At 59.9% G+C, this 13819-nt stretch carries 16 protein-coding genes; 1 reads left to right on the top strand and 15 read right to left on the bottom strand.

The features are described from left to right. Nucleotides 1-228 precede the first annotated feature (228 nt). The 14 genes from F6X40_RS35235 to rnhA form a co-directional block, all read right to left on the bottom strand. Nucleotides 229-999, bottom strand: a complete 771-nt coding sequence (locus F6X40_RS35235) for a SprT-like domain-containing protein (RefSeq protein ID WP_187631050.1) — start codon at nucleotides 997-999, stop codon at nucleotides 229-231. 223 nt (nucleotides 1000-1222) lie between these two features. After that, a complete protein-coding gene (locus tag F6X40_RS35230) occupies nucleotides 1223-1948 on the bottom strand; it encodes a hypothetical protein (protein ID WP_187631049.1) in 726 nt (241 codons plus the stop codon). A gap of 575 nt (nucleotides 1949-2523) precedes the next feature. Then, the gene (locus F6X40_RS35225; protein ID WP_187631048.1) at nucleotides 2524-3471 is read right to left on the bottom strand and encodes a hypothetical protein; all 948 of its coding nucleotides are present in this window, start codon (nucleotides 3469-3471) and stop codon (nucleotides 2524-2526) included. 353 nt (nucleotides 3472-3824) lie between these two features. Beyond that, nucleotides 3825-4181 carry a nucleotidyltransferase family protein gene (locus F6X40_RS35220; protein WP_187631047.1) on the bottom strand — a complete coding sequence of 119 codons (357 nt, stop codon included), beginning with the start codon at nucleotides 4179-4181 and terminating at the stop codon, nucleotides 3825-3827. A gap of 125 nt (nucleotides 4182-4306) precedes the next feature. Further along, nucleotides 4307-4633 carry a hypothetical protein gene (locus F6X40_RS35215; protein WP_187631046.1) on the bottom strand — a complete coding sequence of 109 codons (327 nt, stop codon included), beginning with the start codon at nucleotides 4631-4633 and terminating at the stop codon, nucleotides 4307-4309. 120 nt (nucleotides 4634-4753) lie between these two features. After that, complete coding sequence (locus F6X40_RS35210; protein ID WP_187631045.1) at nucleotides 4754-5389, bottom strand: glyoxalase superfamily protein; 636 nt, start codon at nucleotides 5387-5389, stop codon at nucleotides 4754-4756. 484 nt (nucleotides 5390-5873) lie between these two features. Continuing rightward, the gene (locus F6X40_RS35205) at nucleotides 5874-6332 is read right to left on the bottom strand and encodes a hypothetical protein (protein WP_187631044.1); all 459 of its coding nucleotides are present in this window, start codon (nucleotides 6330-6332) and stop codon (nucleotides 5874-5876) included. A gap of 53 nt (nucleotides 6333-6385) precedes the next feature. Further along, nucleotides 6386-6736, bottom strand: a complete 351-nt coding sequence (locus tag F6X40_RS35200) for a hypothetical protein (protein WP_187631043.1) — start codon at nucleotides 6734-6736, stop codon at nucleotides 6386-6388. Nucleotides 6737-6783: 47 nt separating this feature from the next. Further along, nucleotides 6784-7251 (bottom strand): hypothetical protein, encoded by a 468-nt coding sequence (locus F6X40_RS35195; protein WP_187631042.1) that lies wholly within the window; start codon nucleotides 7249-7251, stop codon nucleotides 6784-6786. Between the two features lie 871 nt (nucleotides 7252-8122). Then, a complete protein-coding gene (locus tag F6X40_RS35190; RefSeq protein WP_187631041.1) occupies nucleotides 8123-8644 on the bottom strand; it encodes a hypothetical protein in 522 nt (173 codons plus the stop codon). An 82-nt stretch (nucleotides 8645-8726) separates the two neighbouring features. Next, nucleotides 8727-9455, bottom strand: coding sequence for a hypothetical protein (locus tag F6X40_RS35185; protein ID WP_187631040.1), 729 nt, complete (start codon nucleotides 9453-9455; stop codon nucleotides 8727-8729). A gap of 530 nt (nucleotides 9456-9985) precedes the next feature. Continuing rightward, nucleotides 9986-10285 carry a hypothetical protein gene (locus tag F6X40_RS35180; RefSeq protein WP_187631039.1) on the bottom strand — a complete coding sequence of 100 codons (300 nt, stop codon included), beginning with the start codon at nucleotides 10283-10285 and terminating at the stop codon, nucleotides 9986-9988. A gap of 29 nt (nucleotides 10286-10314) precedes the next feature. Continuing rightward, a complete protein-coding gene (gene iscB, locus F6X40_RS35175) occupies nucleotides 10315-11640 on the bottom strand; it encodes an RNA-guided endonuclease IscB (protein WP_187631038.1) in 1326 nt (441 codons plus the stop codon). A 283-nt stretch (nucleotides 11641-11923) separates the two neighbouring features. Beyond that, the gene (gene rnhA, locus F6X40_RS35170; protein WP_187631055.1) at nucleotides 11924-12361 is read right to left on the bottom strand and encodes a ribonuclease HI; all 438 of its coding nucleotides are present in this window, start codon (nucleotides 12359-12361) and stop codon (nucleotides 11924-11926) included. 221 nt (nucleotides 12362-12582) lie between these two features. Here rnhA and F6X40_RS35165 point away from each other — a divergent pair, with 221 nt between their 5' ends. Continuing rightward, the gene (locus F6X40_RS35165; protein ID WP_222946255.1) at nucleotides 12583-12999 is read left to right on the top strand and encodes a macro domain-containing protein; all 417 of its coding nucleotides are present in this window, start codon (nucleotides 12583-12585) and stop codon (nucleotides 12997-12999) included. A gap of 143 nt (nucleotides 13000-13142) precedes the next feature. Here the strand turns inward: F6X40_RS35165 and F6X40_RS35160 are convergent, their stop codons facing one another. Beyond that, nucleotides 13143-13757 (bottom strand): phosphatase PAP2 family protein, encoded by a 615-nt coding sequence (locus F6X40_RS35160; RefSeq protein ID WP_187631036.1) that lies wholly within the window; start codon nucleotides 13755-13757, stop codon nucleotides 13143-13145. Nucleotides 13758-13819 lie beyond the last annotated feature (62 nt).

The following is a 13819-nucleotide window of genomic DNA, read 5'->3' as shown; positions in this document are numbered from 1 at the left end:
GAGCAGGTTGCTGGGGCGGCGGAGGTGGAGGCGGATACTCCGGCGGGTGTGGCGGAGCCTCCGGCGGTGGCGGCGGTTCCTACTCGACCGGAACGCTTACTACCAGCAGCGTTACAAACACGGGCGATGGATACGTGACGATTACCAAGCAATAACCCGCTTTAGCATTTACGTCTCGGTGTTTCGCGTCGGCCAAAGCCGACTGCTGGATTTTCGTACGCCCGCCCATCAACGCGCGCTACGCTCCGCCTTCAGCTTCAGCGCTTGCGCAAGGAAATCCGAACAGGCCTTGCGCTCTATCAACGCAGGCGCCGGCACGGCTATTCCCAGCTGCTTCGCGATAGAAGCGGCGAACAGCACCTGCTTTTCGGTGGGGGGAATAACCGGTGGTCGCGACGTCAGAGAAGGTAACTGCGCCCGTATCGGACCACCGCGAGGCGTTGGGGATAACGAAGGGCTGCGGGGCGCACTCGCCGCGCGGAATCCCGGCATCTCCCGAGGCACGAGCTTCGGGTCGACCGGCCTCAACGGGCGTTTGCAGCCTGTGCAGATACGGCCCTCGCGCCCGGCCATTACGCGCGCGTGCATGCGCGAGCTTAGCTGGTAATCCTTGCGGCACCCAGTGCAGATATATGCGATTCGGTCAAGCGGCGGCCGGGTGCGCGAACGCGCCGTATCCATGCTATGCGTGCGCAATGGCTCGAGGCCAAACTTCCGCATCACGGACTGCCACTCGGTGCCGTGTGGCGAGATACCGGCGCCGAAAACGCTGTGCGCCACCAGGTGTGCGACTTCATGCGGCACAATCTGCCGAAGGTATTCAGATTCGTTTTCCATCAGCAGCAGTGCGTTGAACCGAAGCAGGTTCTCCGAATGATTCGCGGTTCCGCCGACCCTGCCACGCAGCTCAAAACTTACCGCCGGCATCCGTATGGGCGTCCGGGGTGCCGCGTACAGCTCTCGCGCGCGCTCAGTAAAATGCGCGACGCGCTCGAGCACCGCGCGACGTAGTGCGACGGGCACAGGAGGCGCGAGGCACCGGGATGGCGTCGCATCAACGGGCAAGGAGAGGGGCATTGTGGTTCAGTTGATTGTTGACGTCTATTTTAGCCAACGCCCGAATCCTTTACAACATGAATATCCCTGCGCATTCTTTACAGGCCACTAAAAAAGAAAACCCCGCTTGCGGCGGGGTTTGAATGATGAGCAGAGACCGCAGCGCTCAGACCTCTGCAGGAGCCACGTCGTGCGGAAGCTTACTCCGGTCCGCGACCGCCTTGTAAAGCCATGCAGTGTCCTGGTCGTGGTTGTAGTTGTAGGGCCTTTCCTCTTTCGAAAGCTGGCGCACCTGTTTCAAGGCATGGCCGCGTCGCACCCACTCAGGCATCGGACCGAAGCTCTCCGGGACGTATATCGCGACAAGGTCGTCGCACTCCTGCACTGACACGCCCATACGTTCCAGGAGCGGCGTTGAGCAGTCGCCTAATGTCGCAAAGCGCGACACCTTGATACGTGCTGGCGTCAGCGCGCCGCCCGGCGCGAGCCACCGGAGAGAGTCTGGCAGAACTTCGTCGACGAACACAAGGTCCTCTTCGTGGGCGGCCGGCTCCTTCATGCCATAGTCGGGTAATTTTGCGAGCAGGTACACGACCATCTGAAAATACGCGGCCGCGTTCGTGACACGGCACCGGGTCGGGTCCTCGTTGGTGAAGAGTCCCACGCGCTCGCCATCGAACTCGACGCGATAGACAGCGTCCTCCTCGGAATGTCCGAGTTCGAAGACAACGAGCCGCTTTTCGTCACGTACCTTGTCAACCACGTTATCCGGCAAACCGGCGACGAGGTCCTCGGCGTCCGCCAGCGGATAAAGGGCAAACAACATCTTTGGCAGATAGAAGCTGGTGTCCAGAGGGTTGCCCGGACGTTGCAGGATGTCAAGAATCTTCATTTTTGGCCTTGTGTTAAACGGTTTGAACGGCCGGATTACCGGTTAATCCGTATAGGGAGCGCCACGCACCGGCGCAAGGAGTAACGCGACTCCGTTGAGCAATGGCGCTTCGAGGGAGCTGCCCCTGCCGAGGTCGTTCACTGAAGCGGATAAAACGAATGCCGCGATTCGCTAGACGTCGCAGCCACCGAGCGGAGTCGTCCGATGTCCACAGCCTCTATCTGTCATACGCGCAAAAAATCTTTTGGCCAGACTGTCTTTCTGGTGAGCTGGATTTTGAATTCAATTTTACTGCCCTGCACGCTACTGATTTATCTACTGCAGCATGTGCAATGGAAATCGCTTTTTTGAAGCATAAGCATATTGTCCCCACCAGTAGTGCCTGTACGGAATGCGGTCCAGCCGATTCTTTCTGCTCGACGGGCAGCGATGCCTAGCGCGAGCACCCGCGTTCCCTGAGACGCAACTCGAGCTGGCGGCAAGCTAGCGTATCGCTCTCACCAGTACGGACGCCGCGCATAGCCAAAAGAAAAGGCGGAGAAAATCTCCGCCTTTCAAATCACGAAAGAAAGCTATTACAGTGCAGTCAGCGTCTCAAAGCAGCTCTGGACCCGACTACGTTCCATCAGCGCGCCATCCGGGATGAAGACCCACGCCACGTCGTACCAGCCATGCTTCTCGGGATTGCCCTGCAGTTCACGAGCAAGACCTGCTCTGATACCGGGCCCGCTCTCCTCGAACGACCGGAGAGCCTCGAGTACCTTTTGGAGCCTTGCCTCGTACGCTTCCTTACTCACAGCGACGGCTTCACAAACGGGGTGCTCGAGCAACAAGCCTGCTTCTCCTGCGTAGACAACCACCGATGCACCGGTGGCACCAGCAGCACCACGGAGCCGTTCCCGCAACGCGACGTTACTCGTGAGACGCCCGACGATGGACGGCCATAACTGCGCTGCGCGTCCGTACACGTCTCCGCCGGCGTCGACGATGTGGGACATCGCCCGGATGCCGGTACTACCATCGGCAAACCGAACGGCTGTCGACGTCAACGGTTCCTCGCCGTGGCCACCATAACCATCTTGAGCGAAAGGCGCCGAAGAGTCCAACCCAGGCACCGCGTCCGTGACAGTGTCAATAACAGCCTCAATGTCATGGACCGCCGTACGCATCGACGACAGGAAGTCGTCGATGTCGTCGCCAGCTAACCGGGCCTCCAGCAACACGTACTCGAATAACGAGTCCTCTTCGGGAACCACATCCTCCTCGAAGCGGTACCTCGAATAGTCGCCCAACCCGTACTGTTTTGCTGCCAGCAACTGCAGCGGCGAGAATGGCGTGCGCACTGTCGATTCCGTGGATTTCGATGCGGGCTTCTCTTTTGAGATGCCTGCTGTCGTGGCCCACCCCTTGTGGCCTTGAATTTCCGCGATGAGCGAAAGCTTCTCGGCTCGGGACAGCTCGATACCGTAACGCGCGAAGATGAGGCCCAGGCGAGTTGCCTGTTGTTTCAGTTCCTGTGACATATCAAAGATTTCCTTAAGGTTGCGCAAGAGCGCTGATAAACGGGTCCTCGCGTTGCCGATTGCTCTTGCGTTAGCAAAAGGTCAATCTGAATGATGAAGTCCTGCGTGCATTTGGTTTACCGTCCGATTGCTCGGTGCGAGGGGAAGGCCCAGCACAGGGGGCCTGAGCCAGTATAGAGAGAAAATCGCGGGGAACTCTTGGGGCAGGGCACTCGTGGACACCACGGCGGCGAACTCGACGCGCATGAAAAAATCCCGCACGCAAACGCGGCGGGATTCAGAGTCAATCAACTTCTGGTTGGCCAATGGCGACTATCCTCGCCGGCACCGGTCTCTCAGGCTGTTTTCGATGCTCAGGGAGCAAGTCTTACTTTGGGCCGACTTTCCTGGTCCGCGTTGTAGGTGAAGTACACATCGACGCGCCGACCACACCAGTTCGGATGCAAGCTGTCCTGCTTGCCCCGGATGTCGTGTTTGACGAAATAGTCGCGCAGGCCCTGGCGGTAGTAGTCCTCAAGCTCGGCCGCTGTCCGACCGGGACTAGGACGGACCTCAAGCAGGATATCCACATCGCTTTCAGCGTGTGAACGCCCTGTGGCAAAGCTTCCGACCAGAAAAGCTCGAACGACATCCTTACGCAGTCGAACCAATGGGTGATTTTTGAGGATATCCACGATTTCGCGCTGCGTTGGTACTTCGAAACTCGACATACGTTGCTCCTGGAGTTGTCCTTATAACGCCGTGTAGAGAATCCGGGGGGCCGCCCTTGCAGTTCTATCCTCGAACAAAAAGACCGCGCAGCGTGAGCTGTGCGGTCTTGAATCAGAAGTGTTGCTTAAGCTGCCTGAAGTTCCGTGCGGTAATCCGATTCGTTGAAGGGAATGCCCGACGAACGCAGCACTCGACGTGCAAACGACAATACGAGGGGCGCTGCCATGTAGCCGAGTTCCCAGCTGATGTCCGTGATGCGGCCCGTTTCAGATTCGCGCTTCACCTCGCGTGCTTCGGCGAGAATAGAGTGATGAACCATGGCGTCTTTGAGCAGTTGGAAAGCCTTAGTCGCCTGCTCGGTTTGCAGCACCGGAACGTTTTCCACCTTCAGCAAAACCGTGTTGAAGTCGCCGTGATTGCACAGGGCAAAGCGGAGGTTCATGGAGTTCATGGCGTTTTTCCTTCAAAGTGAGTTGACCTACTAACGTGTAGTAAAAACGTGAGCTCACTCAGTCTCCATCGCGGGGCGGTCTGTTTCAGGCCGCCCGCGCTTCCTCGCATTGCTTGCGTTCTACCGGCTCAGCTCGGCGAGCTCGCTGCGGAATTGCTGCTCGTTGTGCTCAGTCGTGGGAACAACCACCGGCGGACGGCCCGGTTTCCACGCCTTCAACTTATCGAGGAACACCCGCGTGTTGCACGCGGTCGTTTTTGCTATGCAGTGGATGCCGTCCACGTAAATATCGAACTCCACCTCGAACTCCTCATCCCAGATGACGAGGCGCTGATTCTCGACATACGCTTCCCTTCCCGAAAGCACCGGGAAGATATCGCCGACCACCTCGCAGACTTCCTGCTCGTCCTCGCCCCACACCCGGTTGACGCCGAGATACAGCAGCCGTTCGACGAGAGCTCGCGTGAACGTCGCCTCGACCGCCAAGGGAAAGTCGAAGCGCACTCCGCCGGCCGGAACATGAGCCTGAAAAAGCACAGGCACCGGGTGCTGCAAGTCGGACTCTGACAGCATCGACCACGTACTGGTGTTCAGCAGACCCGCAAGCGTGTCCCAGTTTTTGTACCCCAGGACCTGGCTCAGCACTTCGAGCGACCCGCTGTGTGACATCATCTCCGGGCTACCCAGACGACCGCCTTGAGCACGGATTCGCGCCGCCGCTGCTTTTGCCCACTTCGCATCAATTTCCAATTGCATTTGTAGCTCCTGTTGAGGTCGCAGCCTCGTTGTATTGTCCTTTGGTGCGTGCATTGCCAAACAGAGGCTGCTGTCATCAGAAGATGAAAGTGCCGACTCCCCACTTCACCGTACCCTTGCGGGCGCACGCGACAGGCAGAGGAACGCCTTGTGTGAGTCTAGCGACGAGGGCGCGCCGTCTATCGGTCGAGCGAAGCCGCGCCCAGCCGCAGCGAATGCGGACGGCGGCAGACTTGGCTGATGAGCCGCGAGAGAATCGTGCAGCTTTCGGACGAGGCGAGCTCAGAAACGGACAGGAATCGGACACCCTGCCTAAAAGCAGGAGGAGTATCACCCCTAAAACGGACACCTGCTCGGGACGCGGACGCGACCATCGCTGAAGCGTCGCGAGAGGCGCGCCAGGCAGTAAAAATCCCTCGAAGCGTCGCTCCGAGGGATGGAATAACATCGATGCTGCAGGGATGTCGCCGACAGCGCAATGCCGTCAGGCAGCCTCAAGTTCCCGGTTCAGCGCCTTGTTTTGCAGGGCCTCGTCGACGATGTAGCGCGCCGTCTCTGCGCAATCCAGCGCTTCGATACGCGAGAGCATCTCGGAGACGTCGCTCGTAAAAGCCTCGTCACTGTAGTTGAACGGGTAGTAGCCTCCCAGCACCAGCGCCCCGAAGCCAGTCAGGCTCATGCTGACGGACACGCCTGCTTCGCCGTCAGACGTCGACGAATCGCGCACATCCGAGTCCCCGAGCGTGAACTCGATACTCAGAACGGTTACGCCTCGCGAGTCAGTCAGGTCAACGACCATCCTGAACTCTTCGTCGCCCGCCTCATAAGCCTTCGAAACATTGAGACTTGTGGACTCGCGCAGCAGAGCGCTGAGCGTTTCGAGTTTGGCGGTCATCGCCGGTTGTGCTTCGTTCCAGAATACGTTGTAGCCTGCCAAGTCCATGTCACTGTCCTTACCGTTGTGAAAGAACAGTCTAGTAACTGGCAGCATGGCACTTATGCGGGTGGCCACCACCACTTCCGCGCGGGCGGCGCGACCACCTTTGTGTCGAAACGAGGAAAGTATTCCCGACACACAACCAACATTGCCTCAGGCGTTCCGCGAACGGTAATGCCTATTCGAGCGATTTCACGCCGGCGCCTGCGGACATCAAATCGATACCGTTTGACGTTGTCCGCGCCGCGTCGAAACAGCCAGACGACACCGATAGCCAACGCTGTCTCCAGCTCGACGTAAAACGAGCCGGGACCCGGAGACAGGAACTCCTCGTCACCGAACTTCGCCCAGACGAAATAGCCGGACGAGCCGACCTCCGGTTCTTCGATTTGGGCGAGTGTTCCGTCCACGTTGCCTTGTCCCGTTGAGTTAGGGAAAACGCTGTCGTAACGCGGCGCTACGGCGCGCTAACGTCCAATGGGCTGCGGTATCGCTTTGCGGTCGCCTCGAGGATGGCGATGATAGGCAGTTCCGCAAGCTGCACCTGATATGCTCGAATCAGGCGATGGTTCCCGTCGCCCACCACGAAGTTATATCCGCATTCCAGGTCGGCCAGTTCAATCGTGCCTTGGTCGTGTCCGACGTGAAGCAGGATGATTGGCCGTTCGAGGTCGGTCTCCCGCAATGTCGATGCGTAGGACACGTCCACATCGATAGACGGCGCGGTGCCGACAGGAAGCGCGGGATGCGGTGCTCCCTCCAGAAACGCGCGATAGACTTCAATCTCGTGGCGATTCAGAAAAGTACCGAGGCCCGTGATTGCGCCGCGCTCGAGGTCTTGAAGTAAAGCGCTGATGTCGTACACGTCCTGATGCCAACGGAAGGTCTCTGACCCGCGCCGCCGTAAGTCTGCCACCGCCTGCATTGCATGCTCCAGCCGTCCACGAATTTGCAAGCGTACCTCAAAGCACGCCCCCGAGACGGTCGACGACCGAACAGACAACTATCTTCTCATCGCTCGCCACGCCGATGGCGGTTTAATGTGGACGGCGTCGGAATCGATAGACACCATCGAACGTCACGTTCATACCACCACACTGTCCGTCGTCTGCTGCCACCAGAAGATGCCCCACGAGGCGCAGAGCGACTTGACAGGAGTAGGGCGCTTGGGCGTTCGCGCTCGTTGAAAGGACGCCGTCTGATGGAGTACCAGTGAGTCCGAAGTCTCCGAAATGGTTCCCCCATATCGCGTTACCCGTAGCCGACAGGCTCTGCCCCGATAGCGATTGAATCTTAATTTTGGCGTCTTCATTCTGCCAAACCCCGACCCATCGATTGGTGAACTCGTCCCACGAGTCTTTACTTTGCCATCGTCGGTCTGGCAGCCAGCCGTACCAAACTTCGAGCGGGCGCTTTCCGGGGACAGCGACACAGACCCATGAATCGTTGCGGCCAAGTTCGACACCTTGGACCGCACTTTCCAAGGGCGATGTCCCTCGAACCCAACAATTTGCGCCGCCGTCGCACGCTTCCTTTGGTAGGGTGCGCAGGGATATCGCGGGACCCGCCGAAATTCGTCCTGCGCTCGCGGCTTGCACGCGCGATGCCACACTGGAGGGGTATCCTTCGTGCGGGGAACAAGCTGTCAGCTCCCTTGCGGAAATATCGCGCATTAGAAAGACAGCGGACATTACAACGGCTATGCGGCAGAGGTCTTTTATCATTCAACGATGGTTAGGGCTTAAAGAAAACTCCCCGGCCGAAACGGCGCGGGGAGCGGAAATTAGCTACTGTTTCTAGAAGTGGCGGTTGAAACGCCAATACACCGTTTCGCCCGGTTCGTACTCGGCGTGCTCTCCATAAGCGACCACCTCGACCTCGTAAAAATCCGCGAACTTTGCGTCGTCCGCATACGACTTGGCGTCATCCAGCTTGTGGAAGCCGTCGAGAATCTCGGCGGCAAGGTCGGGACCCTCGTAGTTTTCCTTGGTGCTGTATGCATTGACGTCGAACCAACCACGCACCTCCCCGTTCGTCGGTTCCGGTTTTGCACTGGACACCGGGCTAACCGGGAGAGGCACCCACTGCGAATGCGCTCGCTGCCAGGCGGGGACCTGGATTTCGCCGCCTTCCATCGTGTTGAGCACGTCGGTCAGCTGCTCGTTGAAGTCGACGTTGTACGCCGCACAGTATTCCAGAAGTGAGCCGAGCAGCTGCCAGACCTGGATGTGCGGCGCGCCCTCGATACCGAGCGCGTTGGTGTGTGCGTCGACCGCCGCTTTGCCTGCTGCTACCGCTTTCTGATTCGCATGTTCCATAGAATTTCCTCAAAATGTTCGACTAGGCCTACTCGTTCGTGTAGTCACCGTCCAACGGCCGCAACGCGAGTGGCGGCGCGCTTCAAACCCACCCGTAATCGAGGTGATAAATCAGCAGCCACTCGCCGGACTCCCGGCCAAGCTCCTTGATGGCAAACTTCCGGGCTTCGCGGGCGGACTCCCGGTCCTGCGCCGGCGTGCCGCAAACCCACATTACGGGGTATTTGCTTTCGTGCGCCGCTCGCAGTTTCAGGAGCGAACCCACTTCAAGCCCCCAGTCGATTTCGACACCGAGGAGGGCGGTCGTCTGGCTGCCAAAAATCGCGACGTCTAGCCGACCATCAATGGTCTCGCCATTCCTCGCATACTTCATGGGAGCGCGCTCCAGCGCCTGCCAGCCTTTCTTCTGTGCAAGCCATGCGATAAGCGTGCGCAATTTCTGGCGTGTCGCCGTCCGAGCCTCACTGTTTTTTTCCGCCTCCTTCTTCGCATGCGCCCACAGCTTTGGTAGCGCGTAAGCGAGTTCGCGATGGGCGTCGGTATAGCGGGGGTCCGGCCGATTGTCGGCCGACTTCGGAATGACGTTTATCGGCGAGGTGCTGTCGGCGGCGCGGACGTTCTTGCGGGCCGGGGGACTTGACGGCGCCGTCGTGCGTGAGGCAGCGTGGGGTTCAGACGGGGTTTCGCCGGTTGTCGACAAGGCTGTGGCCGCCTGTGCGGGCGGCGACTTAGGGGCTTCTTTGTCGCGAGGCTTCGTCGACGCGGCAGCGGCGCCTAACAGCGAATGCAGCTCGGACTTGTCCAGTATCATCGCGCGGCTCCGGAGGGGATAGATACCCTGTATAGGCCATTGGCACACCGGCGCGCCAATACACATGCGTTTACCCAACTGGGGAAAACCTCCTTCGGCCCCCGCCTCGCATGAGCTTAGGTCGCTCCGCTCCGCGTGGGCGGCGCGAGAAGAAGGCATGACCGAAGAGTAGGGCGCGCAGGCTGGCGGGCTAGCTGACGGATAAGCACCATCGCTAAACCTACACGACGGCGCTTCCTACTGACCGGCGGCGCGCTCACACCATCTCAACGAAACAGAATACTTACCACGCACATCATGTCGGATAATGCTTCCACCTCAACCCCAGTCAAACCCATGTCGTTCCGTGAGAGCTTCGGCATGGCCGCCGAAAAGCTTGGTCCCGTGACGGTCTTCACCGCATTGCTGGCGGTGGCCGTCTACTGCGGACTCAAGACAGGCGACGGCATCCACGCACCTACCGCTGGCGGCGCGCCGGCCACAGCTTCCGCAAGCAAAATAAAGCCGGCGGACGGGAGAACAGCTCGAGGCTAGACGACTTCCAACGGCTTGATTTTGATGCCGACGGCCTCGCGCAGCGTGTTGGCGCCGCGTAGCAGTTCTGCGGCGGTTTCGGCGTCTGCATCCTTTGCCGCCTTGCTAACGAACTGGAGCGCCTTAACCACGTTGTTGTGCACCTGCAAGGGCGCCACTGGTGACCGGTACTTCATCTCCTCAAGGTCGTCCTCGGAGAGCGTGTCGAACTCAGGCAGGTGGATGGACGCGACCTTCTCGCCAATCACCCGGGAGAGGCTCGGCCGCGCGGTAGCCGTCGGCAACTTCTTGCTCATCCTGATAAAGCTCCTGGAAACCTCGTCCTTCAGGACGAGGAGGAAAGGAGAGCCGGCGAAGCCGGCTGCTTCTTGAGTTGATAACCGTAGCCATCTGCGCGCTGCACGACCTTGCAGTGCCGATGACTTATGCCTTGAACCACGCATTGCGGCGTCTGAATATTGAAGCTGCCTGTCGCGCGCACTGCAACGCGACCGACGTAGATACCGGCCTTCTTGCCTTTCAGCACGTCAGCGCGCACGCGGTCTCCGGTCTGAAAGCCATGTACGCGCTTCTGGCGCGTCAGGTACCCACGCGGGAAGCCCTGTGCGGTGAGGCGCGTGCGCTGGTAGCTGCCGCGACCCGCGCACTTGATTTCGAGCGTCGGACGTCGCCAGCCTTCGACCGAGCCGACATCGCCGACGCAGACCGCGTCGAGTGCATGCGCCTTCGGTATCTCGAAGCGAGTGCGGTTCCACTTCGTGCGACCGCCGCTGGCGGTTTCAACGCACAGCTCGGTTGTCCGGAGTTGCGCGAGCAGCGCCCAGCGGGTGCTATTGACCGCCGCAGCGTCGCGCAGCGGCGCCTTCGCGCGCGCCAGGATACGATTGCGACGGGTTTCGTCTTTGACGAACTCCCGAACGTCCAGTGCCCCTTTAAGCAGGTTGCACGGGCCGCACGCGATAGTGAGATTTGACACGCGGTTGGAGCCGCCGCGCGCGCGGGCGAGGATATGCTCGATTTGCAACGGCACGCCTTTGTCGTCGCAGTACGCGCACTGCCGCCCCCACTTCTCGAGCAGATACTCGCGAACCTCGTAGCCTGCCAGTTCGCCTTGCTGATACTCCACCCCGGAAATTTCGGGGTTCTGCATCGCCTGCATGTCGAACCTGACCAGCTCCATCGAGAGGGCCGAGACCGGCGCCCAGTGCATCAGCCGCTTGACCCATGTCATCGTCGTGTCAACGCGATGCTGCAGGCTCGGCGCGAGCCAGCCTTCGGGCCGCTTGCGGTTGTTGAAGCGCGCCGCGCGATACCGCAGGTTCGCGCTGCGCCGACGCTTCCGAAAGTAGCGACGCGCGGTCAGCGCTTCGCTAATCTGACGGCCGCGATGCATCAGTTCGAACAGATTCAACACCGCGACGCCCGAGCCGGTTTCCCGCACCAGGGCAATGCCCGTCGCCTTGCTGCCAGGGTCGAGCTTGACGCGCAGCGTCTGAAACACGCTGTCTTCGGCATAACGGTCAGTCAGCCGGATGACGAACGGCACCACCCGATGCACGCGAGCGCGACCCCGCGCAAGCAGCAGGCGCGCGCGCCGCTCACTGCACGGCATCAACGGCCTGCCCCGCTTATCCAGTACCAACACCGACATCCATTCTCCTTTGTCCCTTACGGGACCTTGTGACGGAAGCCTTGCGGCTTCGCTCCCCTCGCCCATGTTGTACAGCGGTGCATCCTCGCGACCCGTTTCGTGCTTACCCGAAGCGTGTCTGCGGTCGCAGGTTCCAGCGTCCGGAACTGAGGAAGCATTCCGGAGTGGGTCTTTAACCTCTGTACAACGTAGACCCCCTACAGCTGGGGCCTAGGGCTGGTCAACCTCAGGCTCTTTTACAAGCCTCGCCCTTCAGGGCGGGGTGATTGACCAAGAACTCCGGTTAGAGGTAAAGCGCAGCGCCCTTGTTTGCGAGCTTGTCAGCGCGCTCATTGCCCGCGTTGCCATTGTGCCCACGCACCCACTGGAAGGTGACCGTATGGCGGGCGTTCTGCGCGTCGAGCGCTTCCCACAGCTCACGGTTAGCCACCGGCTCCTTTTTCGCGTTAACCCAGCCGCGCTTTTTCCAGCCGGCAATCCATTCGTTGATGCCTTTCACCACGTATTGCGAATCGGTGTGCAACACCACGCGCTGGCCGGCAGGCAGCGACTTCAGCGCTTCGATTGCGGCGGTGAGCTCCATTTGCTGGTTGGTCGCCCGCGCAACACCGCCGAAGAGTTCGATTTCTTCGCCGGTTACCTCGTTCTTTACAAAGACACCCCACCCCGAGGCTCCAGGATTTCCGCGCGAACTACCATCGGCGTAGATTGTAAAGCTCATGTTTGTTAAGCCCTTCTGGTCACGTTGATTGTTTGCGCTTTCGAGCGCCACCTGGATGTTTCGACACCGTTTTTAGACTCGTAACGAACGACGCACTGAGTTGACGGAGTGTTAGAATGATAGCACGCCCATGGTTGTCTTTTTTTGTAAAGCGCTTCTCAATGACATCTACGATTCAAACCCACCACGCTGACATTTTCACCGTAACGAAAGGAGTCCTTGTGCACGGCTGCAACGCCCAGGGCGTCATGGGGTCGGGCCTGGCGGATGTCGTAAAGCGCAAGTATCCCGCCGCTTTCAAGGCTTATCGTGCGCAATACCTTGCGAAGGGTCTACGCGTCGGGGATATCGTTCCTGTGGTTATCTCGCGCGACAGCGCAGGGGCGGCTCTCATTGTCGTGAACGCAATCACGCAGAAGTTTTACGGCAGGGACCCGAATGTCGTGTACGTGGACTACGACGGACTTGAAAGCTGCTTCGTGAAGGTGCGCGCGCTCGCGGAGGAGCACAAGCTGACCGACATTCACTTCCCGCTGATTGGCTGTGGGTTGGCTAACGGCAAGTGGCCGGCCGTTTCAGCCCGTATCGTTCGTGCGTTGGGCGACGGGGTCACGAAGCACCTCTGGGTAAAGGACTAACGGTGGTGCCGGCCTGACTGCGCAACGCGTCACGGTCGCCGCGACGCTTTCAGAACCCGGATTTGGTCTCAGTTTGAAGTGCCAAACCCGGTTTTCCAGACTCCCTGCGTTACCCCGGTTTTACCGCTTCGCGCTCGCAGGACTTAGGCGCTCCAGCTAGGGACGCGCTGATGAAAGTTTTCCAGTTCCGCGCGGGCACCTATTGCCAGAAAACCGCCCAGCACGGCGCCGTATATAACATCCGCCGGGAAGTGCGCGCCGACGATGATGCGGGAGAGCGCCACCGCGACGACGAGCAGTACCGCGCCCGCCTTGGCGAACCGCCCCAACATCGGCCATGCAATTCCTGCCAGCATCGCAACAAGCGTCGTGTGTCCGCTCGGAAAGCTACCGACGAGCGAGGCGTGGCCGATGACGTGCACCGCTGACGCCCCCAGCGCGCCAACCGGCCTCGGGAAGTGGAAGTACAGCTTGAGTCCTTCAACCAGCAGTGAGCCAACCAGCAAAGTGAGCCAGGTGTTGGTGAGTGCGATATTGACCCTTCGTACGTCCTGCGGCCGAATGGCGGCGCGCGCCTGCTCGCGTCGACGGCGAAGCCACCACGTCAGGAGCATGCCATATGGAATCGTCAGCAGCGGCGAGAAGATGAACGCCGCCAGTAGCGCGAGCAGGCCGACGACGCTCGGGTAGTGATGGCCGTTGATGGCAAGGAACAGGGAGACGTTGTGTCCCGCGAAATCGTAGAGGAAGTCTTTCATCGACAAATCGGTTGGTCAGACGGCGCCCGTCCTGGGCGTCGTCAAAAAAGGAAGCCGGCGCC

The sequence above is a fragment of the Paraburkholderia sp. UCT31 genome (genome assembly GCF_014397655.1).
Taxonomy (GTDB): Bacteria; Pseudomonadota; Gammaproteobacteria; order Burkholderiales; family Burkholderiaceae; genus Paraburkholderia; species Paraburkholderia tuberum.
The sequence above is the reverse complement of the archived record's forward strand: the minus strand, read 5'-3'. Positions and strand labels throughout refer to the sequence as shown.

Excerpts from the sequence above, each read along its gene's own strand:
- F6X40_RS35230 (WP_187631049.1), bottom strand. The coding sequence starts at position 1,948 with ATGAAGATTCTTGACATCCTGCAACGTCCGGGCAACCCTCTGGACACC.
- F6X40_RS35210 (WP_187631045.1), bottom strand. The coding sequence starts at position 5,389 with ATGCAATTGGAAATTGATGCGAAGTGGGCAAAAGCAGCGGCGGCGCGA.
- F6X40_RS35220 (WP_187631047.1), bottom strand. The coding sequence starts at position 4,181 with ATGTCGAGTTTCGAAGTACCAACGCAGCGCGAAATCGTGGATATCCTC.
- F6X40_RS35205 (WP_187631044.1), bottom strand. The coding sequence starts at position 6,332 with ATGGACTTGGCAGGCTACAACGTATTCTGGAACGAAGCACAACCGGCG.
- F6X40_RS35195 (WP_187631042.1), bottom strand. The coding sequence starts at position 7,251 with ATGCAGGCGGTGGCAGACTTACGGCGGCGCGGGTCAGAGACCTTCCGT.
- iscB (WP_187631038.1), bottom strand. The coding sequence starts at position 11,640 with ATGTCGGTGTTGGTACTGGATAAGCGGGGCAGGCCGTTGATGCCGTGC.
- F6X40_RS35225 (WP_187631048.1), bottom strand. The coding sequence starts at position 3,471 with ATGTCACAGGAACTGAAACAACAGGCAACTCGCCTGGGCCTCATCTTC.
- F6X40_RS35190 (WP_187631041.1), bottom strand. The coding sequence starts at position 8,644 with ATGGAACATGCGAATCAGAAAGCGGTAGCAGCAGGCAAAGCGGCGGTC.
- F6X40_RS35185 (WP_187631040.1), bottom strand. The coding sequence starts at position 9,455 with ATGATACTGGACAAGTCCGAGCTGCATTCGCTGTTAGGCGCCGCTGCC.
- rnhA (WP_187631055.1), bottom strand. The coding sequence starts at position 12,361 with ATGAGCTTTACAATCTACGCCGATGGTAGTTCGCGCGGAAATCCTGGA.
- F6X40_RS35180 (WP_187631039.1), bottom strand. The coding sequence starts at position 10,285 with ATGAGCAAGAAGTTGCCGACGGCTACCGCGCGGCCGAGCCTCTCCCGG.
- F6X40_RS35160 (WP_187631036.1), bottom strand. The coding sequence starts at position 13,757 with ATGAAAGACTTCCTCTACGATTTCGCGGGACACAACGTCTCCCTGTTC.
- F6X40_RS35215 (WP_187631046.1), bottom strand. The coding sequence starts at position 4,633 with ATGAACTCCATGAACCTCCGCTTTGCCCTGTGCAATCACGGCGACTTC.